Genomic DNA, 25,300 nt, shown 5'->3' on the forward strand with positions numbered 1-25,300 from the left:
TATTTTGCAAGGTCTTGAAATCACTTCGAAAAAATAAACGCATATCCCTTGACCGGTTCGGGCGGATATAGGAGATAGCCGCATCCGATTTCCGGACGGTTTCTGGCCGTCCGGCCGAAGTAACAGCCGAAGGGCAGGGATATGAAGACCTATACCGCGACCCCGGCGGAGATCGAGAAGAAATGGATCCTGATCGACGCTGAAGGCGTCGTACTGGGCCGTCTCGCGACGATCGTCGCCAACCGCCTTCGTGGCAAGCACAAGGCGACCTTCACGCCGCACATGGACATGGGCGACAACGTGATCGTCATCAACGCCGACAAGGTGCAGATGACCGGCAACAAGCGCGCCGACAAGCGCTACTACTGGCACACCGGCTACCCGGGCGGCATCAAGCACCGCACCGCGGGCCAGGTCCTCGAAGGCGCGCACCCCGAGCGCGTGGTGATCAAGGCCGTCGAGCGCATGATCTCGCGCAACCGCCTGGGCCGCCAGCAGATGTCGAACCTGCGCGTCTACGCCGGTGCCGAACATCCGCACGAGGCGCAGAAGCCTGAAGTCCTCGACGTCAAGTCGATGAACCCGAAGAACACCCGGAGCGCGTGACGATGGCCGAAGAACTCAAATCCCTCGACGACCTGAAATCGGCCGTCTCGGGCGCGGCGCCCGCCGCCGCTGCCGAATCCGCGCCGCGCGAGCCGGAACGTGACGCCCTTGGCCGTTCCTACGCGACCGGCAAGCGGAAGGACGCGGTCGCCCGCGTCTGGATCAAGCCGGGCTCGGGCAAGGTGACCGTGAACGGCAAGGACATGTCCGTCTACTTCGCGCGTCCTGTGCTTCAGATGATCCTGCGCCAGCCGTTCCAGGTTGCGGGCGTCGACGGCCAGTTCGACGTGATGGCGACCGTTGCGGGCGGCGGCCTCTCTGGCCAGGCCGGCGCGGTCAAGCACGGCATCTCGAAGGCTCTGCAGCTTTACGAACCGTCGCTGCGCGGCGCGCTCAAGGCCGCCGGGTTCCTGACCCGCGACAGCCGCGTCGTCGAGCGCAAGAAATACGGCAAGGCGAAAGCCCGCCGCAGCTTCCAGTTCTCGAAGCGCTGATCCAGCTACATTTCGATCGGAACGGCCCGCCATCTGGCGGGCCGTTTTGTCTTTTGGCCCCGCGACGGTCCTGGCGCATGGGGCGGGTGGCGTTCTGCGCCGAGCCTGACCGGCATCAGTGTTGCGGCGCGGACTCGGCCACGCGCAATCGCGGTCCTGTGAATTGACGGAACTGGGGAGGCTCCTGCACTCTTCTCGGCATTGAGGCAGCCAATAAACGAGCAGACAAATGGCAACCCAATGTGTCTTCCACAGCTCCTCCGGGGGCTTCGATTTCCTTGGCCTGCGCAAGGGGCGCGGCGGCACGGTCGAAATCGTCTATGACGACGGCGTAAAGCGGCGGATGGTCTGGCGCGTGGCCGGCCAGCCAAGCGAAGGCCAGCTCGGCGACGCTCTGCGCTACGCGGTCAACCAGGCCAAGGTTGTGCCGGCGCTGTATTCCGAACTTCGGAAGCGCGCGATCGCGATCGAGGTGGTCGCCTGAAACCTGCTGAGTCCGGACCGACTCGGCAGAGCGAGATTCCGTGACGAAGGCTTCTGACCGGAACCGTTGGCTTGCAGCGGCCGGTCACGAGTCCCTTTTTCCACACGGGTCGCCGGGGTGGCTTCTTGGCACGCAAGCCGTTGATCTTGGTCAACCTCATCCGACTGTCTCACTGCTAATTTGCTTTGCGTGCAGAGCCCTTGGAGGTTACTGCTTGGGTATGGCAGGCCGTCCCGGATCGCGCCTTGGAGCGCCGCGGGGCTTGTGCGCTGCTCTTGTCGGAGGGAAGAGACGTGACCAAACATCATCTGACCTGGGGGCGCGCAGCGCTCGCCTCGGCTTTCATCCTGGGCTCGGCCGTTTCGGCTGCGGCTTTCACCGCCTGCGAGGTGACAGACACCGGCGGGATCGATGACAACAGCTTCAACCAGACCGCCTGGAAGGGCGTTGAGGACGCGATGGCGGAGCTGGGGATCGAGGGCCGTTACCTGGAATCTCAGGCCGAGACCGATTACGAGGCCAACCTGAATTCGCTCCTCGGCGGACAGTGCGACATCATCATCACCATTGGGTTCCTTCTTGGCGACGCCACGAAGAAGGTCGCCGAGGCGAACCCTGACCAGAAGTTCTCCATCGTGGACTTCGCCTATGATCCGGTCGTGCCGAACATCCTGGGCCAGGTCTACGCGACCGACGAGGCTGCCTTCCTCGCGGGTTACCTCGCGGCGGGGATGACCAAGACCGGCACCCTCGGCACCTTCGGCGGCATCAACATTCCGCCGGTGACGATCTTCATGGACGGCTTCGTGGCTGGCGCGAACTACCACAACGCGCAGAAGGGCACCGACGTGAAGGTGCTGGGCTGGGATCCCGCGACGCGCGAAGGTCTCTTCACCAACAACTTCGAGAGCCTCGACGACGGCCGCGCCTTCGCGCAGAACCTCTATGACGAGGGCGCGGACATCGTCCTTCCGGTGGCGGGGCCGGTGGGCCTTGGCTCGGCCGCGCTTGCCGATGAACTGGGAACCGACGCGCTGAAGATCATCGGCGTCGATGCGGACCTCTACCTGACCGATCCCGAGAAGAAGCACGTCTACCTGACCTCGATCATGAAGCGGATGGATACGACCGTGCGCGACGTGATCAAGGCGGCGCAGGAAGGGACATTCGAGGGCGGCGTGATCGTGGGTACGCTCGAAAGCGGCGGCGTCGGCATCGCTCCGTTCCACGATTTCGAAGACGCGGTGCCGGCCGAAATGAAGGCGGAACTGGAGGCGATCCAGGCCGGTATCATCGACGGCTCGATCAGCGTTTCGGCCCAATAAGGCTGGATCGGCGGCCCGCCCGGTAACAGGCGGGCCGCTTTGCACTTGGGCTCGGAGCGGCCGAGATGGATGTCGAACTGAAGGGGATCACCAAGCGCTTCGGGCCCGTCGTGGCCAACAGGAAGATTTCGCTGAAGGTCCGGGGCGGCGAGGTTCTGGGGCTTCTTGGTGAGAACGGCGCCGGCAAGTCGACGCTGATGAACGTGCTCTGCGGCCTCTACCGGCCTGACGAGGGCGAGATAATCCTGGACGGAAAGTCCGTGTCCTTCTCGGGTCCGGGCGAGTCGATCTCCGCGGGGATCGGGATGGTGCACCAGCACTTCATGCTGGTTCCCGTCTTCACCGTGGCCGAGAACGTGGTTCTCGGCGTGGAGCCAACGGGCCGGGCCGATTACCTCGACCTGGACAAGGCACGGGCACAGGTCACGGAAATCGGAGAGAAATACGGTCTCAGGGTAGACCCCGACGCGCTGATCGAAGACATCCCCGTGGGGCTTCAGCAACGGGTCGAGATCATCAAGGTCCTGTTCCGCTCGGCCGACATCCTGATCCTCGACGAGCCGACAGCGGTGCTGACGCCGCAGGAGGTGGAAGATTTCTTCGGGATCGTGCGGTCGCTCAGGGATGCGGGCAAGGGCATCGTCTTCATCACGCACAAGCTGAACGAGATCCTGGAAATCGCCGACCGGATCAGCGTCCTCAGGCAGGGCGAGATCGTTGGCGAGGCGGACCCGAAGACGGTGAAGCCCGAGGAACTGGCCGAGATGATGGTCGGCCGGCCGGTGAGCTTCACGGTCGAAAAACCCGAGCGCGTGCCGGGCAAGCCGATTCTCGAGGTCAAGGAACTGACGGTCCTGCGCGACGACGACGCGGTGGCGGTCGACCATGTGAGCCTCGAAGTCCGGTCTGGAGAGATCGTCGGGATAGCGGGGGTCGTGGGCAATGGCCAGACGCCGCTGATCGAGGCGATGACCGGGCTCCGGCGCCCCGCTGCGGGGGAAGTGTGGTTCGAAGGTCAGGACATCACGCATGCCTCTGTCCGGGCGCGGCACAAGATGGGGATCGCGCATATCCCCGAGGACCGGCAGCGGTCGGGGATGATCGGCAATTTCACGGTCGCCGAGAACATGGTGCTCGACACCTATTACGATGAACGTTTCGCCAAGGGCCCGCAGGTCCAGTGGGACAAGGTGAACGAGGCGGCGGCTGTGCTGTCGCGGGATTTCGACGTTCGGACGCCTTCGGTCTACCTGAAGGCGGGGCACCTGTCCGGCGGCAACCAGCAGAAGCTCGTCGTGGCGCGGGAATTGTCGCGTGAAACCAAGCTCGTCATCGCGGCACAGCCGACGCGGGGGCTCGACGTCGGGTCCATCGAATACATCCACAAGAGGCTCGTTGAGGCACGGGAAGAGGGGGACGGGGTCCTCATCATGTCCTCCGAACTCGACGAGATCCTGGCCCTGTCGGACAGGATACTTGTGATGTTCAAGGGCCGGATCGTTGCGGAATTCGATGCGTCAAAGGGGCCGGTGGACAAGTCCGCCGTCGGCCTCGCGATGGCGGGGGCTGGAGTATGACCGAGGAACGCAAGCTCGACGAGGCCGCGAGGCAACTTCTGGAACGCGCGGCGCCGGGGCGGACGGAGTTCGAGGATCTCGTCGTCGTGCCGGTCTTCGCGGTGATCGTGGCGCTGATCTTCGGCGCGCTGACGATGCTGGCCACGGACGTGGACATCCAGACCATCGGGAAGTCCTATGTGGCGCTCCTCGTGGGCTCCGTCGGATCCCTCAACGCGATATCCGAGACGCTGACGGCCGCGGCGCCCCTGGTGCTCGCCGGGCTCGGGCTCGCGATCGGTTTCCGGACGGGGCTTTTCAACATCGGGGCGGAGGGGCAGCTCCTGCTCGGCGGGATGGCCGCGGTGATCGTGGGCTTCAGCCTGCCGGGGCTGCCCTTCGCCGTCCTGATGCCGCTCTGCCTGCTGGCGGGGGCGCTCATGGGCGCGCTCTACGCCTCCATCGCGGGGGTGCTGAAGGCCGCGACGGGCGCGCATGAGGTGATCTCCACGATCATGCTCAACCTCAGCTCCTACCTGCTTCTGGACTATCTCCTGCGCCAGCCCTTCGTGCAGCAGGTAGGCCGGACGGACCCGATTTCGAAATCCGTGCCGCCCAACGCCTCGCTGCCGCGGATTCTGGACTGGGTCGATCCGAACCTGCGGGTGCATGCGGGGATATTCCTCGTCCTCATCGCGGTGGCCTTCGTCTACTGGCTCCTGTTCAAGTCGAAGATCGGCTTCGAGTTCCGGGCGAGCGGGGAGAACCCGGATGCGGCGCGCTATGCGGGGATCCGGTCGGGCCTCGTCATCGTGGCGGCGATGGCCACGGCGGGGGCTTTCGCGGGCCTCGCGGGCGCGAACCAGGTTCTTGGCGTGCTGGGCCGCGCCTCGCCGGGCTTCTCGGCCGGGATCGGCTTCGACGCGATCGCGGTCGCGCTTCTGGGCCGCTCGCACCCGGTGGGCGTGCTGCTTGCCGGTCTGCTCTTCGGTGCGCTCAAGGCTGGCGGAAGGCAGATGCAGGTCGATGCCGGCGTCTCGATCGACCTGATCGGGATCATCCAGTCGCTCATCATCGTCTTCATAGCGGCGCCGCTGCTCGTGCGCGCGATATTCCCATGGGGATTCCAGAAACGGGGCGGACCCGGAGGAGGAGCGGCATGACGGCGATCGACCTCGGCACGACTGCGGCGAAGCGGAAGATCGCGACCGGGAAGGCGCGGCAGGCGCGGATCGTCGGGGGTGTGCTGCTTGCGCTCTCCGTCTTCGTCGTCCTCGTGTTCGGCGTGGGGATCGAAGGCGACGCCACGTTCCGGCTTTCGCGTCCGACGGACCCGCTTCCGGTTCCGGACCTTGTCCTTCCGGCGGCGCCATTCACGTATTTCGCGGCGGCCATTCTGGCCTTCCTCGGTGCCCGGCAGTTCATGCGGGGCGGCGTGCGCTGGACGGCCCTTTCCCTCGGCTTCGGGCTCGCGCTGGTGGTCATGGCCTTCCTTGTCTGGGCCACGGCTGGCAAGGCCTTCTCCCTGACGGGCATGTTGCAGGCGATGATGGTGCGGGCGGTGCCGATCGCGCTCGGGGGGCTCGCAGGCGTCCTGTGCGAGCGCGTGGCGGTGATCAACATCGCGATCGAGGGGATGCTGCTGGCGGGCGCCTTCACCGGCGCGCTGATGGGGTCGCTGATCGGCGGGTGGGGAGGGCTTCTGTCCGCCGTGGTCGTTGGCGGCATCTTCGGCTTCATTCTCGCGACGCTCGTCGTGACCTACCGGATGGACCAGATCATCGCGGGGGTCGTCATAAACCTCTTCGTCCTGGGACTGACGAGTTACGTCAGTTCCCAGGTCTTTTCCGAATACCGGTTCCTGAACAACGCATCCGTGTTCAGGGCCTGGAAGGTGCCGGTCCTTGGCGATATCCCGGTGATCGGTCCGATGCTGTTCCAGCAGAACGTCTTCGTCTACGGCGCGCTGGTGATGGTGGCGGTCTCGACCTACTACCTCTTCCACACGCGGCACGGGCTGAGGGCGCGTGCCGTGGGCGAACATCCGCGCGCGGCCGATACGCTGGGGATCAACGTCTACCGGACGCGCTACATCCACGTCACGCTTGGCGGCATGGTGGCGGGCTTTGGGGGCGCCTGGTTCACGCTGGGCTCCGTGGGGCGGTTCGACGAGAACATGACCGGTGGTCGGGGTTTCATCGGCCTCGCCGCGATGATTTTCGGGCGCTGGCACCCGGTCGGCGCGCTGGCGGCGGCGCTGGTCTTCGGCTTCGCGGACAGCCTGCAACAGAAGCTGGCGCTCCTGGGCACGCCGATCCCGTCCGAGTTCCTCGCGATGGCGCCATACATAGCCACGATCGTCGTGGTTGCCGGTCTGATCGGCAAGGCGCGGCCCCCGGCTGCGGACGGAAAGGCCTACGTGAAGGAGTAGTCGGGCGGCGGATGAGCGGATTTCCACCAAAAAGACAAACTATCGCCACGAAGATGCGGCAAGATGTTGCCGATGGGATAAGGAGGGTTTGAAACCGACCTCACAGTCACCAATTGTCTAGTCCCACAGGCGTGAGGCCTTGTGGTTATTGGCTCAGACGGAAGAGGGGCAGTACATGACAGGCAAGAAGCGGGGGCTGAAAGCAGCCCTCTGCGCTGCGGTTCTCGCGGTGTCGGGAACTGTGGCGATGGCGCAGTCTACGGCAAGTTCGACCAGCACGGCGGTGAACGCCAAGTACGCGGAGTTCCTGGCGGCTCTGCGTCACATGGAATCCCGCGGTAACTACCGAGCTGTGAACACGTTGAATTTCATCGGCGCATACCAGTTCGGCGAGGCGGCTCTGATCGACCTTGGCTATGTCCGCCGCGACGGCGATCCCTATGACAACAACTATGGTGGCGGCTTCACCGGCAAGCACGGCATCCGTTCGGTGAAGGATTTCCTGAACCACCCGGAAGTGCAGGATCGTGCGGCGCAGACCTGGTTGCGGACGATGTGGCGTTACATCCAGGCAGACGGCCTGTCGCGCCATGCCTGGACCAAGGTTGGTGACGTGACGCTGACGCCCAGCGGAATGCTGGCGGCCACGCATCTTCTTGGCACGGGTGCACTGAAAGAGTTCATCCGCTCGGATGGTCGCGCCAATATCCGTGATCCCTACGGCATGCCTCTGGCGACCTACATCACCAAGGTCCAGGGTTACGACGTTCCCTTCGGTCCCAAGCGTCCGCAGAAATACGCATCGCTGAACTGATCTTTGGTACCGGCCTGACGAAGGTTTGCCTTCGGTCGGAGGGCCGGATCAATGCCCCGCCGTCGCCGTTCCGACGCGATCGAGTTTGTTCCAATGCGCTGTCCGCCCCAGCAGCGCCCACAGGATCGCGCGGATCGACGAGATGTAAAGCAGCTGGCGATATCCGAAACGCAGCAACGGTACTGCTGCAAGGAGCTTCCACTCGAAGCGGCGCGCGAACCACATCGATGCAGCGAGGTTGGCGAGGTCGATGATGGTGAGCAGCAGGAACGCCATCGATCCCGTCACCGGAAAGTTCGCGAATGCGACCAAGCCTTCTATGGCGAAGGCATAGCTGTAGTAGACCAGGGCCACGATGAGGATCGCGTCCATGATCGGGTAGATCAGGCTGGTGATGAGCCCGTACCAGACCGCGTCGACCAGCGAGATGTAGCCGACGGTACGACCCTCAAGGATCGCCCTCGCATGCTTCCATGACACCTGGAACATGCCGAACCCCCAGCGAAGCCTTTGCCGCAGGAACGACCTCACGGAATTCGGGACCTCGGTGTAGGATTTGGCGAGCTCCTGGTAGGCGATGCTGTAGCCCGCGCGGTGCACGGCGACGGTCAGGTCGGCATCCTCCGTGATCGTATCACCGGAAACCTGGCCCGCGGCGCGGACGGCATCGACGCGCCAGGCGCCGATCGCGCCGGGCACGACGATGATGCCGTCGAAGGCCTCGTAGGCACGGCGAAGCACCTGTTGAGTGTACATGTATTCGATGACCTGGAACGTGGTCAGGAAGTTCTCGCGGTTTCCGACCTCGACGGTTCCGGCCACGGCCCCGATCCGTTCGTTCTGGAAGGGCTGCACGAGAATGCGCAACGCCCTGGGATCGAGAAGTGAATCGGCATCCACGATGACGATGAACGGCGTTTCCGTGTAGTGCAGCGCAAGATCGAGCGCGCACCATTTTCCACGGTTTTCCTGGCGCAGCATTTGGATCCGGTGGTCCGAGCCGAAGCGGTTTTCGACGATGGCGGCTGTGTCATCGGTGGATCCGTCATCCACGACGATGATCCGGAAGTCCGGATAGTCGGATTCCAGCACGCTCTCGATCGTCCTGGCGATGACCATCTCCTCGTTGAACGCGGGTATCACGACCGTTACCGGCGGATGGTAACTGTCGCTTCGGCGATACTTCGAACGGCGCAGCACCGCGAGCGCCAGGTAGAACGGTGAGCGCAGCGCGACGATGAACGCGAGCAGCAGGATCAGGTTCTGGACCCCGATCCAGCCGATGCGCATCGCTCCATAGGTCACGTCGTCGCGTTTCTGCGGTACCGCGCGCGACAGTGGCCAGAGCTCTGCGGCGCCGAGTTCGGCCAGCCGGGGCAGGGAAGTGAAGGTGAACCCCTCCTGGTGCAGCGCCTCGAGAATGTCGGGAAGTGCCCGTAGGGTCTGGCGGTCGTTGTCTCGGGAAAAGTCGAAACTGAGCACGTTGACCGGACGCGCGATCGCCGCATCACGCACCCGGTCGACATAGGTTTCGGTGTCGAGGCTGCCGAAACCCGCCGCGACCGTCGACTGAACCGGCAGGTAGCCTTCGCCCAGCATGGTTTGTAGTTGTTCCAGGCTGCCCGTGTCGCCGGGAAGCTGTTCCTGGCTCGAGGGGAACTGAACCATGCGCGCCCGTGCGCCAAAGGTATGGGCGACGAAATGCTGTGGCAGGTTGTTGACCAGCCGAGCCCAGATCCGGGCAATCTCGGACTGCGCCCCTTGGGGTATGACCGTTGTGCCTATGGTGTGACCGGCTTCCAGGACATCGGGAACGAGTTCCGCGGACTGGATGAAGTCGTTGGCCGAGAGAAAGAAGGAAGCTTCGATTGCGTTCTCTTCCAGCAGGGCCAGCAAGTCTTCGACCTCTTGCGTCCCGCCCAGTCCCACAAACGAGAGGACGAGTTCACCGACCGCGTCCTCGTTGCCGAAGAACCGGATTCGGTGCGGGCGCGGGGTCTGAGTGTAGCTCTGGGCGGTGATCTGGCCGGTCTGTGGATCGGTCTCGATCGCGCGGGCACCGGCGGCGGCGGCGTCGATCCGACCGGAGAACGGACCGGCGCCTTCGATGATGGCGTGATCGCTGAGATCGATCGGTGCGCCAATCGCTTCCCTGGCCGGCACGTATTCCAGGAGCGGCCAGATGGCCGGGTCCTCGTAGCCCAATGGCCAGAGCGCGACGGGCCGTTCCGCACCGATCTCGATCCGGGTGTTGTGGAACGAGGCTGCATCCAGCAGCCAGATCCGGTTCAGACGACGGTCATTGTCGAGATAACGAATGTTCGTGTTCAGGAATTCCGACCCGAAGGTGATCTCGCCCGCGTCGAGATCGGCCCGCAGCATCGTTTCGGCGAAGGACAGACGCTCGGCGGTGCGCCGCCCGCTCTGCCAGGCTGTCGCAAAGGTCCCGAGGCCGAAGGTGAGCTTGTAGTCCGGGATCAGTGCGCTGACCCTTGCCACCGCATCCGCCACCCAGTCCTGTGGCGCAAGGGGATCCGACGGCCCCGTGCCTTCGCGGAAGGCCAGCGCGACGGCCCTGTCGATCTGCGCAACCAGATCGCCCGATGTCCAGAATGCCGCATCCGCCGATCCGATGAGGCAGGTCCTGAGGCCCAAGGGCGACAAGTGCTGCCGCATCGTCTTCAATACGGGAAGGAGCATCTCGGGACTCGTGCCGCCGTGTCTCGACATGTCCAGACACAGCCCGCCATCCACGCCGTCCAGCGGAAGCGTGGCAAGATCGTCGAGCAGGACCGGCAGCGCCTTGTCCGGATCGAGAAGCTCTGCCAGCGTTCGATCAGGCAACCCCTCGAGCGGACGGATGATCGGGAAGGCTTCGGGGCGGTTGCGGCTGCGCCAGCCGTCGTGGAAGTCGGGCAGCGGGAAATGCGCGGAGTCCGGACCGAGCGGGACAATCCGGCCGTCGGAGGTGCCGAAGGAGAAGGCTTCGTAGTAAACCACGCCGAACTTTGCGCAATGGGCGCGCAGACCGGAAATCGCGGTTCGGTCGCCATAGGGCACAAAGGCGGCGAGGCCCTGGTCGCCGCGCACCGTTCCGAGGATACCCTGCCGGCAATCGGTGTCCGACGTCGCCTTCATCACGATATCGGTCAGTTCCAGCCCGTTCGTTGAATTCGGCGCCCCGGCGGCATCAATGGACCCGTTCCCGGCCTCGGTCGCCACGGGATTCAGGCTGTAGACGCGAAGAGCGAATTCGCTCGTCCAGGACAACAGGAAGAGCACGGCGAGGACGGCGAGGCTGAGGAATATCCAGAAGCGGCGATGGCTTGGGTCTTCGAAAACCGGATGAGGGGTCGGTGCCGTGAACAGCCCTCTGTCTTTCTGCTCTTCCAAGTGTAAACTCAAGCCCGCTTCGCCCTTGCCCGGCATTTTCCACGCCATCTCGACACAGAAGGTGGCGGCGCTGTTCTTCGACAACCGGGCCTCGCTTTTACACCATGAATGTGGCTACTTTTGGAAGTAAAATTGCAGGGCAAAAACCAGAGCGGCATAGAATGAGACTATCCAGACGCAGCGTTCTGTTGGGGGGGACGGCCCTCTCGATGGGGCTGTTCCCGCATATCGGCGGAGCCCAGGATGTTTGGGCGAAGAGCCTTTTTCTGGTGCTGACGGACGTCGACCCGTCACTCGATCCGGAGCGCGTCGAGAGGATGTTGAAGGTGTTCTTTGCCCGAAACCTCCCCCTCGCGATCGTCCTGGAGGTGCCCACTGACGGGGATGGGGCTCAGAGCGGCACGGATGAACGCCTTGAGGCGCTGGCCCGGATCGCCGTGTCCGAAAGGGGCTTGTTCGAGGTGATCCCGGCGGTGTCGCCCGTGCAGGAACGTGACCGTTATTTCCAGCTGCGTTTCGCCAGCGAAATACGGCGGCGGCTCGCGCTGCCGGCCGACGCCGAAATGGACGAGCCGCAGATCGTGTCTTTCTTCGACACGAGCGCGACTAATGAGGTCGAGCCGTATGCCTACCGTTCGGCCGGTTTCCGAATTCACATACGGCCTGCGGCTGTCGACGGGGCGGCGGGCACGCGGGTCGATCCGTTCGACTGGGGCCTCCTGAGGCTGGAAGGCGGGGTGTCTTTCCGCGTGACGGAGGATCCGGAAGAGGCGGTCGGCGAGGTGCTCGCGCTGGACGGGGACCAGTTGCTGATGCTGTCGCTGGACGGCGCCGGCGCGCTTGACCCGGAAGTGCTTGCCGCGCGTTGCGATGCCTGGGCCGAACGGATCGAGATCGAGGCCCTCAACGGCACGCTCTTCGTCACCCGGCCGACGGACTACCTTCTTCAGGCTAAGCCGGGAGCCTCCAAATACCTCGGGGTCGTCCTCGATTTGGGGCAGGGGCCTGAGCCCGACGCCGGTGTGGCGGCCTTCGCGGCGATGCTGGCGGAAGAGGGATTCCCGTTCACGGCTCTGGCACTTCAGGACACGGCGCCGGACGTTGGGGCGTCGGATCTCTGCCTGTCCGGTGAGGTGGACCTTTCGGCCGACGACAGGGTGCTGCCGCGCTGCTCAAATGTGGACGATCCGTCCGGCATCGATCCCGACCGGACCGCCGAAATCCTGCTGCTTCCGCCGGAGACTCCGCAGGCCTGGACCGGGTTGCGCGAGGACGGGCGGTTCCAGATCGCGCTCAGGAACGACGGCGGCTTGTCTCTTGCGGAGCGGATCGCGGCCGATCCCCTGACCGACAGGGTTGAAATGGTCCGGCCGGCGCAGGTTCAGACCCCGTTCGAGCGCCTGAACCTGATGAAGCAGTTCACTGACATCCGCCGCGACGGTCTGGCGGAATTCCACTCCGTCCGGGGCTTCATGGAGCGGATCGTGGCGCCGGATCCGATCCTGGAAAGGTTCTGGTCGACGCGGAGGCGGCAACTGACCGATCCGCCGCGTGCCGCCCAGATCGATCTGGCTGAACGCCAGCGGCTTCTGGAAGATGCGCGCCTCGCATGGCGCTACATCGCGCGTTTCACTGACGATAACACAGGACTGTGCGCGGGCACCGTCCAGGCGACGACATTCGCGCTTCAGAACCGCGAGGTCACGCTCTGGGATGTCGCGAGTCAGATCCTCGGCATCGTCTCGGCGGCGGGACTTGGAATCATCACGGATGTGGAGGGCGCTGCACGCCTGGCGACGATCCTCGAGAACCTGCCAAGCGTGCAGATTGGAGAGGGGAGCTTTCCACCGCCGTTGTTCCGAGCCGACACGCTGCGCGCGGTTCGGACGGGGTTCGATTCCTGTGACACCGGGCGTTTCCTCGTTGCGCTTCGGGTCGCGGTGATGTCGGGGCTGGTGTCGATCGATCGGGCCGAGGCGGCGCTGGCCGAATGGGACCTGGACCAGACCGTCCGCGGCGGGCGTCCCTATAGCCATCAGTTCGGCAGGTGGGTCGATGCATCGCTGTCGCATTGCCCACCCTACGTGCACAGGGCCTATACGTCCTGGGGGCTGCCGATGAACTCGGCCTATCCGCCCCTGGCGGAGACGGACACGGGAGACGCGCGGCTGCGGCTTCTGCACCGCGCGGCGCTTCTGGGCCATTTCGGCGCCGAGCCGATCCTTCTTGAGGCGATCGAGCTTGGGCACAGCCCTCAGTCGCGATACCTCGCCGACGTGCTCTTCGACGCCCAGCTGAGCTGGTTCGAGGAAACCGGCGAGATCCGGAGCGTTTCGGAAGTCCCGCTGAATTTCGAGCCCTGGTTCATCTATCAGGGACTCCGCGTCGATCTCCCCGGCGAGGATGCCTGGGCGATCGTCACCCGCCTCAGCCGGGCCGAGTACCGGACCGAGGAATTCCGCAAGCGCGCGGAGCAGATCAGCACGAAGTCCGCATATCTCTGGGCGGCGGCCTATCCGCATGAGTATTCGGACAGGTTGGTGGCTCTGGTCCGGGACAAGGCGCGCATCGACAATGCCGGCTTCTGCTCGGGCATCTTCGCCAGCACGCTTGAACCGATGCAGGGTTACACCGACCTCAACACTAACGGGATCATCCTGACCGCTATCGGACGGATGCTGGGAGCGATGCCAGCGTTATGGGGTGAGGGGTAATCAGCCCTTCGCTTCGATCTCGCCCATTGCGTCCCGGATCGTGAGGATCCGCACCACGCCCTTGTCGGCCAGCAAGTCGGCGCAGGCGACGACCTCTTCGAAGTGACGTGCCGAAATCTGGCTGACGTCGGGGTTCTCCTCGACGATGTCGTGCACCAGTAGCACGAGCCACACGTGGTTCAGGGCCGCGCGCACCATTTCGCCGCAGACGGTCTCCGAACTGGTCTCGCGCGTGATCTCGAACCTGCCGATGTAGTTTTGGTCGATCGCGCCGATGGGGTTGCGGCCGCCGTGACCTTTCCAGGACAACTGGTACCGGTAATGCTCCATGATCTCGGCGATCGTGCTGTCATCGAACGCGCCGAAGGGTGAGGAGAACGAGACGGGCTTCGTGCCGGCCCATTCCTCGATCGCGGCGATCGGGCGCACGATTTCACCCGTCCGCTCCTCGCCGTCAAGTTCGGTCAGCCGCCGGTGCGTATCGCCATGCGCGCCGAGCTCCCACCCGGCGGCTACAAAGGCGCGGACCTCTTCCTCATTCATGGTCCATCCGTCCAGCGCGCTGCTGGACGTTGGTGCGATCAGCCCGGTCGGGACGAACAGGGTGCCGGTCACGCCGTGAGCTTCGGCGATCGAAAGGCCGAATTCATACTGGCCCCGCGATGCGTCGTCGAAGGTGAAGGTGACGATGCCATTGGGCACGCCTTCCTCGGCAGCCCAGGACGGCGTTCCCACCGCCAGGAGCGACAGAAGCGCGGCCATCGCGCGCAGATTGCAGCCGACCGCAGTCCGCTTCATTTTGGCGTGTGCGGGACGTATTTCAGAGCCTCCTTCATGTTCATGAGCCTGATGATGCCCCTGTCCCGCATTTCGGCTGCGCATGAAATCACCCCTTCGAACTGTTCTGCCGAGTTCTCATACTTGTAGCTTGGTTCCTCGACCACACGATGCCACATCAGCACCAGCCAGTAACCCTCGCGCCCGGCCTTTTCGAGTTCCGCGCAGGCTTGGGCCACGGTCATCGTGTTGTCCACCTGCTCGCGATGGATCCGGTAATGGTCCGTACTGTCGAACCGGTTGACGCCGCCATTTCCCCAGCCCCTTGCATGGGCTTCGTAGTAGACGCGTACCCTGTTCAGAACGCGCTCGTCATAGTCACCGTGCGGGCTGGCGAAAGTCGTCGGGTAGACCCCGGTCTGGCGGTAGATATAGGCCGCCGGCGCACCGAGCTCCATTTCGAGCGTCACGTCATCGGCCTTGGTAAGAGGGACCGAATGCGTGTAGCTGTGGGCGCCCAGTTCCCAGCCATGATCCATGAGCGTCTGAACGTCATCCCATGAAAGGTCGCCGCGATAGCCCGTGATGGCGACGATCTGGGCGAACAGAGTGCCGGGGACTTCGTGCTCGAAGAAGACCGGCATGCTTTCCTGGAAAAACTGCTGGGTGGCGTTATCCACCGTGAAGGTCACTATCCCCACTTCCTCGGAAGCAGCCGGAGAGGAGGGAGCCGCCGTAAACGCCACCACTGCCAACAAGAACGTCCATATTACCTTCATCGACTCAATACCCAAGACGGCCTCCTTCGGAGGGCCCCGGCCGGCATGTCCCACAATACGGAAATCGACCCTCCGTCACATCCGAACCCCGACGCAACACCGTGAGGCTGCCACCCGACACGACATCGCGTCAATGTCAGAAATGTCGCACGCGTTCCGCCCAAGCCTAATGTGCCTGAAGGAAATCCGTGTAGATTTCGGCAATCCCGGCCTCCCTGAGGCTCCGGAACTCCTCAGTCGTGTTCACGGTATGCGCGAGGCTCAGTACACCGGTTTCGGCGAGCGCGCGGCTGGCCAGGCCCTCTCGGGCCCGCTCCACGGGCATCGCCAGCGCGAACAGATCCATCCGCCGCAGCGCCGCCAGAACGTCGTCGTCGCTGCCTTCGTAGCGATAGAGTGTCCAGATGACGTCGTCATAGCCCAGGGCGCGCACCGGTGCGTATTCCTCGGGCTGGTAGATCTGGACGACGAAATTCGGCAACAAGTCGGGAAAGGACTCCGCGATCAGTCTCAGCGCCGGGACGACGTCCTCCTTGGTGTCCGTGACGATCCGTTTGTCCGGATAGCGCCGCATCCAGTCGGCAAGGCTCGAGAGGGTGCAATTCCTGGGGCTGCCTCGGTCGCGGACGAGATCTTCGAACGTCGCAAGGTCGGGTCGTTCGGACGGCAGGAAGCCGAAAGTGGCCTCGAATTTATCTTCCCAGTCATGGATGCAGACGAGTTCGCCATCCGAGGTCGAGGAGAGGTCGATCTCGAACAGGTCGTAGTGCGCGACGTTCGCGTCGAGGGCTTCGAGCGTGTTCGTGTAGGTCATGCCTTCATATGCCCCCCCGGCATGCGCCACGCGGGGCAAATCGCGGCTCTGGCGCTGCGGGCGCGCGCCCAGGTCGCCACTTGCGGGCATCGGGTCGACGAAGTCCCGGGCCTCGATCGCCAGGGCGGTGCGCGGTGCGCCGACATATTCCACCGGGTCGCCCTGTCCGGGGATAAGCGCCACATAGGGCTGTTCGAAACCGAGTTCGCTCCAACGGCTCAGGTCCGTGCCGTCAAACAGGGCGGCAAGGTCGGTATCGACACCGTAGCACAGGACGCTGTCGTGGCCGACGATGGCAAATGCGCCGTAGGCGTCACGGTTCTGCGCAATGACCGTGGCGAAATCGCCCTCGAGACCGACAACATCGGGAACCACAGTGCCACCGTAGGCACAGGTATCGAGATGGGCGAGCTTCACCGGCGGCCGATCTGCCGCGAAGCCTAGGAGAGTCAGGCCACGAACCAGTTCGACCTTCGCGCCGCTCGCGCGGTTCGTCGCGAAGGATACCCCCTGGCCGAAGCCGGAGGACCTGATCGCGAAATCTCCGACCAGCGTTGTCGGAGGGGGATAGGCGATGACCTCGGCGGTGCCAAATTCCACCAGGCGTTCGAATTCCCGGTGCCGCGCGTCATAGGCTTCGCGGCTTGGCTCCGACGCGAAGCTGTCCTGCAACTCTGCCAAGCCGACCGTCGTTCCCTCCAGCAGAACCTTCGCGTTCAGCGTGTCGCTGCCCGGCATGCCCGACACAAGGCAGAAATCGTCGTTCTCGGGCGGGGTTCCGGACGTCAGCAGCGCCACCTGATCGCAGCGGTCGATCCAGACGAAGCGTCGGTCAAAGGGCAGGCCGGCGACGCTTTCGGCCAAGGTCCTGTCCTCGTAGAAGTCGAACTGCACCGCGGTCGTCGCCAGATCGGCGTCGAGCAGAAAGAGCGCCGGCAGGCTCACGCTTCTGCCGCCGAGGATTGCCTTTTCCGCGGCTGGATCGATCCCGATCCCCTGCGCGATCCCCGGAAACGACCAGAGCGAGGAGACGAATGCCGCCCCCTCCTGCAGCAGCCCGTCAAGCACCATGTCGCCACCGACGAGCGTCGGGGTGTCGGCCAGGATGTCGCGGCCATAGCCGAAGGCTGCTACCTCGGCGCCGATGAGGTTGAGGAGCGTCGCACCCACGTCGAGCGTGGAGGCGGGCTTGTCGATCATGGCCGGGTCGATGTCCTTGCCGAACATGAAAAGCAGGTCGCGCCGTTCGCCCTTTTCGAGGATGTGCCAGGCGGTGTTGGGCATGGCCAGGTGATCGGACATCACGACCAGCACCGTCTCGGAAAAGGCCGGGCTTTCGATGACGTGGCGGATGAAGGCGCCGGCCATCTTGTCGGCGCAGTGCACCGCGTTGAGGATCCTGTTTTCGCCGTCGCCATAAACCATGTCGCCACAGTCTCGGGACATGTAGCCATAGGGATGGTGGGTGTCGACTGTCAGCAGGACCAGCCCGAAGGGGCTGTCGCCAAGGGCCAGGTCGTCGAAGGTTTCGGCGGCCAGATCGTAGAGCGTGTCGTCGTAGAGACCCCAGTCGGAGAGATACTCCGGATCTTCCAGGCGGTCGCGCAACTCCTCGAGGCCCTCGACGGTGTCGAAACCATGCGTCCGGAGGAAATTGCCCTTGCCCGCGAAGTCGAGACTGGCCCCGCCCATGTAGGTCAGGGCATAGCCTTGAGCCGACAGGAGATCGCCGATACAGGTGGCCCCGGGCAGGAACGTGTCCATCCCCGACATCGAGTTGTTCGCCCCTGCGCCGAGCAACGGGAGGCCGCACTGGCTCGCGACCATGCCCGAGATTGTCCAGTTCGTGCCGTCGACCTGCTCTATGCCGGTGAAGCTGAGCGCCTGCCTTTCGAGGGCGGAGAGATTGGGCATCAGTCCGGGAAACAGTTCCTCGTCGAGATAGGCCCTCTCGATCGACTCGAGATAGAGAATGACGACGTTTTTCGGCGGGTTGTCGAAGCGCAGGTTCTCAACCTGCGCGAAGCGATCAGGCACCACGACGGAGGCTGAAGCCTCGGTTCGTTGCAGGAAGCTGCTCAGCAGGATGATGTCGTAGAGCGCTGGATTGAGCAGGAAGGAACCGAGTATCGCGCCCAGGCCCGCGGTTACCCGGCGCTGCCGGCCGACGGCGGGCGATCGTGACCGCACGATGCGATAGACGAAGGCGGTGAGGACGAGGGCAACGACGAACATCATCGCCGTGACTGCCGCGAGGGGCGCGAAGCTCTTGATCCCCACGCCCTCCCAGCCGGCCTGCAGGTGGTAGAGAACCGACATGTCGATGCCCGACCCGGTCAGGGCATCGACGAAGTAATAGATGACCCACAGCAGTAGCCCGAGGAACACGATCAACGACGCGGCTGCCGCCGGAACCGGCCGCAGCGATCTGCGCCAAAGAAGAACCGCAGCGAAGATAAGCGCTAAACTGGCAACCATGGTCTCGAATCTTCGACGCCCGGCCTCATGTCGGACGGAACCCGCTTTTGCCTTCGGACCGTAGCACTCTGCCAGCGGCTGGTCGATGCCACCTTCCGCCGCGCCGTCCCCAGGCGGTGCGGTGAGGCCGGAGCCCTGGGATCCGCGTTTCCCGGCTTAGGACGCGGATTCCCTCTGGACGACCTCTTCGGCGAAGCTTTCGAAGAAGCTCGCGGCGAGTTTCTTCGCCGTGCCGAGAAGGAGGCGGCTGCCGAGCTGCGCGATCTTGCCGCCGACATCGGCCTTCGCGTCATAGCGCAGAAGCGTGCCGCCCTCCTGTTCGACCAGTTCCACTTCGGCGCCGCCCTTGGCGAACCCCGCGACGCCACCCGAGCCTTCCCCGCGTAGCGAGAACCGTTCCGGCGCGCCGGTTGTGTCGAGCGTCACCTTGCCGGAAAAGCGCGCCTTCACCGGACCGACCTTCAAGACGACCTTCGCCTCGAGCTCCGTGTCGGACTCCTTCACCAGTTCTTCGCAACCCGGGATGGACGCCTTCAGGATCTCGGGATCGTTGAGGGCGGCGTAGACGGTGTCACGCGGCGCGGGGATCAGGATTTCGTCGGCGAGTTCCATGGGATGTCCTTCTAGCAGCAGGGAAACTTGACGCGGAGCAGGAGCTCGGCGCGATCGGTTGGCGTTTGCGGGGCGGCCCTGGGCCGTGTCGGACGCAGGCGACGCAGGAAACAGATGAACCTCATTCACTGGCCTCACGCAATGCGCCGCGGCGGTTGATCTCCACGATCTCGGCGAGGATCGAGAGAGCAATTTCCTCCGGTGTGATCGCGCCGATGTCGAGCCCGGCGGGGGCCTTCACCTTGGTCAGAAGTTCCGGGTCCACCCCTCCTTCCGCCAGCTTGTCTCGGAGCGCCCGCGCCTTGGCGCGGGAGCCGACGAAGGCGACGAAATCGGCCTCGGCCGACAATGCGGCGCGCAGCGCGGCCTCGTCACCCCGGCCTTGCGTGGAGACGACGACATAGCGTCTCCCTTCTGGCGAGGCGTCGAGCGCGAAGCCCTCGATCCTGCGCTCCGCGTCTTCGAAGGCGGACTGTTCGGAGGCGGGGGCGGCGACGGTGCGGCGGAAGCCCATCCGGGATGCGAGGTCGGCAAGCGCGACGGCCACCGGGCTTGCGCCGAGGATTACAAGTTCGGGCAGGGGCATGACGGGCTCCACGAAGACGTCCATCGTGCCTTTGGAGGGGCACATGTTGGCGGCGAAGCGGATGCCGTCCTTCTCCTCTCCGGGCTCGAGGCCCTGGGCGCCAAGAAGGTCCTCGGGCTGGATCGAGACGAGGCGCGGCTGGCCGTCCTTGAGCGATTGCAGCGCGGCCTTGAGGACCGCGACACGGGCGCAGCCGCCGCCGATCCAGCCTTCTGAGATGCGTCCGTCCGCGCCGATCACCGCCTTGGCGCCCGCCTTGGCGGCAGTGGCTGCGACGGTGCGAACGACGGTCGCGACGGCGAAGGGTTTACCCTCGGCGCGGAGGCCCGAGACGAGGCTGTGGATGTCGGCGGGTTTCATGGAGTCACCTCACAGTCTGGCGAATTCGGGTTCGAGCGCGGCGAGGCTGTCGAGCGTGTTCGCTGCGGCGAAGAGATCAAGGTGGGGAAGGGCGGCGGCCATGCCGCGCGCCACGGGTTCATAACCCTTCCAGCCCTTGAGGGGGTTCAGCCATACGATGCGACAGCCCCGCTGCTTGAGACGGGCGAGGGCCGTTGCGAGGACCTCGGGCGGGTCGGTGTCGTAACCGTCCGATACGATGACGACGACCGAGCGGCCGGAGACGAGGCGGCGGGCGTAGGTGCGGTTGAAGGCCTCGATCGCGCGGCCGATCTTGGTGCCGCCGCCGAAGCCTTCGGCCATCAGCGACAGTTTAGCGACGGAGCGCATTGTGTCGCCGTCTCGGAGTGCATCGGTTATCCGCACAAGCCGCGTGTGGAACAGATAGGCATCCGTGTGCGCGTCGGCGCCCATGAGCCCCTTCAGGAAGGCAAGGAAGACGCGGGAATAGACCGTCATCGAGCCCGAGACGTCGCAGATCGCGACGAGCCGCGCGGGCCGGTCGGGCCGGGTGCGGCGGAACAGGCGGAGCGGCACGCCGCCCGTGGCGACGGAGGCGCGTGCGACGCGGCGCAGGTCGATGGTTTCGCCCCTGCGGTTCGCGCGGCGGCGGCGTGAGCGGCGGTCGCGGATTGCGCGGGCAAGCCGGAAGGCCACGTCCTCGGCCGCCGCGATGGCTTCCGGGGTCACGAATTCGCGCAGGTCGGTGCGGGCGAGGTTGTCGATGCGGGACCCGGTGAGCCGGCCTTCGCCTGATTGGTCGGCGGCCCCTTCGCCACCTTCCGGGGTCTCCGGCGCGCCGCTGCCGGAGGCGTCGCGCAGATGATCCGGGAGGGCCGGGCGGCTGTTGCGCTTGCGACCCGTCTCAGGGCCGTCGCCGCGCTCGGGGCCGGAACGGGCGCGGCCGGCGTTGCGCCAGAAGGCGTCGAACAGGTCGTCGAAACGGGCAACGTCGTCGCGCGTCCCGGCACAAACGGCGCGGAGCGCGAGGCGCGCCTCGGCGGGGTCGGCGGCGTTCACCTCGGACAGAGCGGTGAGGCAGGCGGCGGTCTCGGCGGGGCCGACGAAAAGGCCGTTCGCCCGCAGATGCGCGGCGAAGTCCGAAAGTCGTTCCGCTGGACCCGAAGCGCGGGAAGGGAAGCGTGTGACGCCCATCACGCGGCCTTTCCGGCAAGGCGCAGTGCAACCTCGGGCGGCACGGCGGCGCGGTCTGCGCGGGTCTTCAGAAGCGTCACAAGCGCGGCCTGAAGCGCGGCCGGGTCGGCCGTCAGGTCGGCGACGCCAAGGCCAGAGAGCGCGGCAGCGAAATCGAGCATCTCCGCGACGCCCGGTTTCTTTTCCAGTTCCTCCCGCCGCAGCGACTGCACGAAGGCCACGATCTGCGCCGCGAGGCGCGCCTCCAGCCCCGGATGGCGGAGCGCCAGGATCGAAAGCTCCGTCGCGCGGTCCGGGTAATCGACCCAGTCATAGATGCAGCGGCGGCGGAGCGCGTCGGAGAGGTCGCGCGTGCCATTCGAGGTGAGGATAACGATCGGGCGCGACTTCGCCACAATCGTGCCGAGCTCGGGGACCGTCACCTGGAAGTCGGAAAGGATCTCGAGGAGGTAGGCTTCGAATTCCTCGTCGGCGCGGTCGATTTCGTCGATCAGGAGGACCGGGGGCTTGTCCTCCTGGAGCGCCTGAAGCAGAGGCCGCGCCATGAGGTAGTCCTCGGAAAAAATGCGCGCCTCTGCGGCGGCGCCTGTCACGCCGCCCTCGGCCGCGGCGCGGATCGCGAGAAGCTGGCGCTGGTAGTTCCATTCGTAGATGGCGTGCGAGGCGTCGAGCCCCTCGTAGCACTGGAGCCGGATGAGACGGGTGGAGAGCACCCCTGACAGGACGCGGGCGATTTCGGTCTTGCCGACGCCCGCCGCCCCTTCGAGGAGGAGGGGGCGGCCCAGCCGGATCGCGAGGTGCAGCGCCATGGCGAGATCGTCCGTGGCGACATAACCCGCCCCGGCCAGATCCTCCTGTAACCTCCTCCACTCCGACATTCCGTGCCGTCCTCCCCGATCACGTTTCGACGGCAGGGCGGGAAGTCCCGCCCTGCCAGACCAGCTGCTCGACCATTATATAGGCATTCCGCCCTAGCCGTGCAGGCCGAGCCCGTTTGCGATCTTCCAGATCCGCCAATGGTCATGCGGCATGTGCGCGTGGACATGGCCGAAGGCGCGGAAGGCGTCCTGCACCGCGTTCGAGAAACACGGGACGGAACCCACGTTCGGGCTTTCGCCCACGCCCTTCGCGCCGATCGGGTGATGCGGGCTCGGGGTCTCGGTGAAGTCGGTGATGTAGTTGGGCGTCTCCCAGGCGGTCGGCAGGAAGAAGTCCATCAGCGTGCCGGTCTTGACGTTGCCCATCTCGTCATAGGCGATCTCCTGACCCATGGCGATGGCAAGACCCTCGGTCACGCCGCCATGCACCTGGCCCTCGATCACCATCGGGTTGATCCGCGTGCCGCAGTCGTCGAGCGCGTAGAACTTGCGGATCTCCCACTGGCCCGTGTCCACGTCGATCTCCATCACGCAGATGTAGGCGCCGAAGGGATAGGTCATGTTCGGCGGGTCGTAGTAGCTGACCGCCTCGAGCCCCGGCTCGATCCCCGGAATTGCCTGGTTGTAGGACGCGAAGGCTATTTCCTTCATCGTCTTGAACCGTTCCGGCGCGCCCTTGACCACGAAGCGATCCACGTCCCACTCGACGTCGTCGTCATGCACCTCGAGGAGGTAAGCGGCGATCATCTGCGCCTTCGCGCGGATCTTGCGCCCGGCCATCGCGGTCGCGGCGCCGGCCACCGGGGTCGAGCGTGACCCGTAAGTGCCGAGGCCGTAGGGAGCGGTGTCCGTGTCGCCTTCCTCGATCGTGATGTCATCGGCCGGGATGCCGATCTCGGACGCGAGGATCTGGGCAAAGGTGGTGGCATGGCCCTGTCCCTGGCTGATCGTGCCGAGACGGGCGATGGCCGAGCCCGTGGGGTGGATCCGGATTTCACAGCTGTCGAACATCCCGAGACCCAGGATGTCGCAGTTCTTGACCGGTCCGGCGCCCACGATTTCCGTGAAATGCGTAAGCCCGATGCCAAGGAGCTTGCGCGTTTCGCCGCGCTTGAAGGCTTCGACCCGCTCGGCCTGTTCCTTGCGGAGCCCCGCGTAGTCCACGGCTTTCAGGGCCTTTTCCCAGGCGGTGTGATAGTCGCCCGAGTCGTATTCCCAGCCGAGCGCGGACTGGTAGGGGAACTGATCCTTGCGGATGAAGTTCTTGGCGCGCAGTTCCGCCGGGTCCACGCCGAGCTTTATCGCGAGGATCTCGATCATCCGCTCGATGAAATAGGCCGCCTCCGTGACGCGGAAGGAGCAGCGGTAGGCGACGCCCCCAGGCGCCTTGTTGGTGTAGACGCCCTCGACCGCGCAATGCGCGACGGGGATGTCGTAGGAGCCGGTGCAGATATGGAAGAAGCCGGCGGGGAACTTCGTCGGGTCCGCGCAGGCGTCGAAGCCGCCGTGGTCGGCGGTGACATGGCAGTCGAGCGCGACGATGCGCCCGTCCTTCGTCGCGCCGATCCGGCCCTTCATCCAGTAGTCGCGGGCGAAGGCGGTGGTCATCAGGTTGTCCATCCGGTCCTCGACCCATTTCACCGGAACGCCGGTGACGATGGAGGCGACCACCGAGCAGATGTAGCCCGGATAGACGCCGACCTTGTTGCCGAAGCCGCCGCCGATGTCGGGCGAGATGACGCGGATATTGTGTTCCGCGATGCCGGAGATCAGCGATGCCACGGTGCGCACGGCATGCGGTGCCTGGAACGTGCCCCAGAGCGTGAGCTTGCCGTTGACCTTGTCCATCGAGGCCACGCAGCCGCAGGTCTCGAGCGGGCAGGGGTGGGTGCGGTGGTAGTAGATCATCTCCTCCGCCACGACCTCGGCCTCGGAGAGGGCCGCAGAGGTGGCGTCGTGATCGCCGGCTTGCCAGGTGAAGATGTGGTTGTGGTGCTTGCGCGGACCGTGCGCGCCCTCGGTCTTGCCTTCAAGGTCCTCACGCAGAACGGGAGCGTCCGGTTCGAGCGCCTTGAACGGGTCGGTGACGACGGGAAGCTCCTCGTATTCGACCTCGACGAGATCCACGGCGTCGGCCGCGATGTAGCGGTCCTTCGCGACGACGAAGGCCACCTCCTGACCCTGGTAGAGCACCTTGCCGTCCGCCAGAACCATCTGCTTGTCGCCCGCGAGCGTCGGCATCCAGTGGAGGCCGAGCGGCGCGAGATCCGCCGCCGTCAGCACGGCGACGACGCCTGGAAGCGCCTTCGCAGCGTCGGCGTTGATCGATTTCACGCGGGCATGGCCGTAAGGGGAACGCACGAAGTCGCCGAACAGCATGCCCGGCAGCTTGATGTCGTCGACGTAGTTGCCCTTGCCCTGGGTGAAGCGCACGTCCTCGACGCGCTTTCGCGACGTGCCGAGGCCCTTGAGGTTCTTGATCCGCTCGTCGCGGCTCGGAGTCTGGTCGTTCATTCCGCGGCCTCCTTCGCAGCGTTCATCTCGGCCGCGGCGGCCAGGATGGACTTGACGATGTTCTGGTATCCCGTGCAGCGGCAGAGGTTGCCGGACATGCCGAAGCGCACCTCTTCCTCGGTCGGGTTCGGATTTTCCTGAAGCAGGCGGTAGGCCCGCGTGATCATGCCGGGCGTGCAGAAGCCGCACTGGAGTCCGTGGTGTTCACGGAAGGCCTTCTGCAGCGGGTGCAGCGCATCGGGCGTGCCGAGCCCCTCGATGGTCGTTATCGTGGCGCCGTTGGCCTGCGCGGCGAACACGGTGCAGGATTTCACCGACTTGCCGTCCATGTCCACGGTGCAGGCCCCGCAATGCGAGGTCTCGCAGCCGATATGGGGGCCGGTGAGGTTCAGGCGTTCGCGCAGCACATGGATCAGCAGCTCGCGCGGTTCGGCCAGCGTCTCGACCTCTTCGCTGTTCACGGTGAGTTTCAGATGGATCTTCGACATTGC

General features: G+C 65.0%; 19 protein-coding genes. 9 read left to right on the plus strand and 10 right to left on the minus strand.

Annotated features, from left to right (window positions below):
* Positions 1-141 precede the first annotated feature (141 nt).
* From rplM to ABCN56_RS00585, 8 genes are all read left to right on the plus strand, one after another.
* The gene (gene rplM, locus ABCN56_RS00550; RefSeq protein ID WP_343078827.1) at positions 142-606 is read left to right on the plus strand and encodes a 50S ribosomal protein L13; all 465 of its coding nucleotides are present in this window, start codon (positions 142-144) and stop codon (positions 604-606) included.
* A gap of 2 nt (positions 607-608) precedes the next feature.
* A complete protein-coding gene (gene rpsI / locus ABCN56_RS00555) occupies positions 609-1,100 on the plus strand; it encodes a 30S ribosomal protein S9 (RefSeq protein WP_343078828.1) in 492 nt (163 codons plus the stop codon).
* Positions 1,101-1,329: 229 nt separating this feature from the next.
* Positions 1,330-1,584, plus strand: coding sequence for a hypothetical protein (locus tag ABCN56_RS00560; RefSeq protein ID WP_343078829.1), 255 nt, complete (start codon positions 1,330-1,332; stop codon positions 1,582-1,584).
* A 293-nt stretch (positions 1,585-1,877) separates the two neighbouring features.
* Entirely contained in the window at positions 1,878-2,909 is a 1,032-nt protein-coding gene (locus tag ABCN56_RS00565; RefSeq protein WP_343078830.1) for a BMP family lipoprotein, read from the plus strand.
* A 65-nt stretch (positions 2,910-2,974) separates the two neighbouring features.
* The gene (locus tag ABCN56_RS00570) at positions 2,975-4,486 is read left to right on the plus strand and encodes an ABC transporter ATP-binding protein (protein WP_343078831.1); all 1,512 of its coding nucleotides are present in this window, start codon (positions 2,975-2,977) and stop codon (positions 4,484-4,486) included.
* Positions 4,483-5,628 carry an ABC transporter permease gene (locus tag ABCN56_RS00575; RefSeq protein WP_343078832.1) on the plus strand — a complete coding sequence of 382 codons (1,146 nt, stop codon included), beginning with the start codon at positions 4,483-4,485 and terminating at the stop codon, positions 5,626-5,628. The genes ABCN56_RS00570 and ABCN56_RS00575 overlap by 4 nt, the downstream gene beginning before the upstream one ends.
* Entirely contained in the window at positions 5,625-6,896 is a 1,272-nt protein-coding gene (locus ABCN56_RS00580; protein WP_343078833.1) for an ABC transporter permease, read from the plus strand. The genes ABCN56_RS00575 and ABCN56_RS00580 overlap by 4 nt, the downstream gene beginning before the upstream one ends.
* A gap of 175 nt (positions 6,897-7,071) precedes the next feature.
* The gene (locus tag ABCN56_RS00585) at positions 7,072-7,710 is read left to right on the plus strand and encodes a hypothetical protein (protein ID WP_343078834.1); all 639 of its coding nucleotides are present in this window, start codon (positions 7,072-7,074) and stop codon (positions 7,708-7,710) included.
* 48 nt (positions 7,711-7,758) lie between these two features.
* Here ABCN56_RS00585 and ABCN56_RS00590 read toward each other — a convergent pair whose 3' ends face one another.
* Complete coding sequence (locus ABCN56_RS00590; protein WP_343078835.1) at positions 7,759-11,103, minus strand: trifunctional glycoside hydrolase family 18/polysaccharide deacetylase/glycosyltransferase family 2 protein; 3,345 nt, start codon at positions 11,101-11,103, stop codon at positions 7,759-7,761.
* 161 nt (positions 11,104-11,264) lie between these two features.
* Here ABCN56_RS00590 and ABCN56_RS00595 point away from each other — a divergent pair, with 161 nt between their 5' ends.
* Positions 11,265-13,817 carry a DUF3131 domain-containing protein gene (locus ABCN56_RS00595; RefSeq protein WP_343078836.1) on the plus strand — a complete coding sequence of 851 codons (2,553 nt, stop codon included), beginning with the start codon at positions 11,265-11,267 and terminating at the stop codon, positions 13,815-13,817.
* Here the strand turns inward: ABCN56_RS00595 and ABCN56_RS00600 are convergent, their stop codons facing one another.
* From ABCN56_RS00600 to ABCN56_RS00640, 9 genes are all read right to left on the minus strand, one after another.
* Positions 13,818-14,615, minus strand: coding sequence for a polysaccharide deacetylase family protein (locus ABCN56_RS00600; RefSeq protein WP_343078837.1), 798 nt, complete (start codon positions 14,613-14,615; stop codon positions 13,818-13,820).
* On the minus strand, positions 14,612-15,286 hold the full coding sequence (locus ABCN56_RS00605; RefSeq protein ID WP_343078838.1) for a polysaccharide deacetylase family protein: 675 nt from the start codon (positions 15,284-15,286) through the stop codon (positions 14,612-14,614). The genes ABCN56_RS00600 and ABCN56_RS00605 overlap by 4 nt, the downstream gene beginning before the upstream one ends.
* Positions 15,287-15,539: 253 nt before the next feature.
* Positions 15,540-18,665 (minus strand): sulfatase-like hydrolase/transferase, encoded by a 3,126-nt coding sequence (locus ABCN56_RS00610; protein WP_343078839.1) that lies wholly within the window; start codon positions 18,663-18,665, stop codon positions 15,540-15,542.
* A gap of 156 nt (positions 18,666-18,821) precedes the next feature.
* Positions 18,822-19,277, minus strand: coding sequence for an SRPBCC family protein (locus ABCN56_RS00615; RefSeq protein WP_343078840.1), 456 nt, complete (start codon positions 19,275-19,277; stop codon positions 18,822-18,824).
* A 121-nt stretch (positions 19,278-19,398) separates the two neighbouring features.
* Positions 19,399-20,223 (minus strand): XdhC family protein, encoded by an 825-nt coding sequence (locus ABCN56_RS00620; RefSeq protein WP_343078841.1) that lies wholly within the window; start codon positions 20,221-20,223, stop codon positions 19,399-19,401.
* Positions 20,224-20,232: 9 nt separating this feature from the next.
* A complete protein-coding gene (locus ABCN56_RS00625; RefSeq protein ID WP_343078842.1) occupies positions 20,233-21,417 on the minus strand; it encodes a vWA domain-containing protein in 1,185 nt (394 codons plus the stop codon).
* On the minus strand, positions 21,417-22,295 hold the full coding sequence (locus ABCN56_RS00630; protein WP_343078843.1) for an AAA family ATPase: 879 nt from the start codon (positions 22,293-22,295) through the stop codon (positions 21,417-21,419). Before ABCN56_RS00630 ends, ABCN56_RS00625 begins: the two co-directional genes overlap by 1 nt.
* Before the next feature lie 93 nt (positions 22,296-22,388).
* Entirely contained in the window at positions 22,389-24,809 is a 2,421-nt protein-coding gene (locus tag ABCN56_RS00635; RefSeq protein ID WP_343078844.1) for an aerobic carbon-monoxide dehydrogenase large subunit, read from the minus strand.
* On the minus strand, positions 24,806-25,297 hold the full coding sequence (locus tag ABCN56_RS00640; protein WP_343078845.1) for a (2Fe-2S)-binding protein: 492 nt from the start codon (positions 25,295-25,297) through the stop codon (positions 24,806-24,808). The genes ABCN56_RS00635 and ABCN56_RS00640 overlap by 4 nt, the downstream gene beginning before the upstream one ends.
* Positions 25,298-25,300 lie beyond the last annotated feature (3 nt).

It is taken from the genome of Ostreiculturibacter nitratireducens (assembly GCF_032670585.1).
GTDB lineage: Bacteria > Pseudomonadota > Alphaproteobacteria > Rhodobacterales > Rhodobacteraceae > Ostreiculturibacter > Ostreiculturibacter nitratireducens.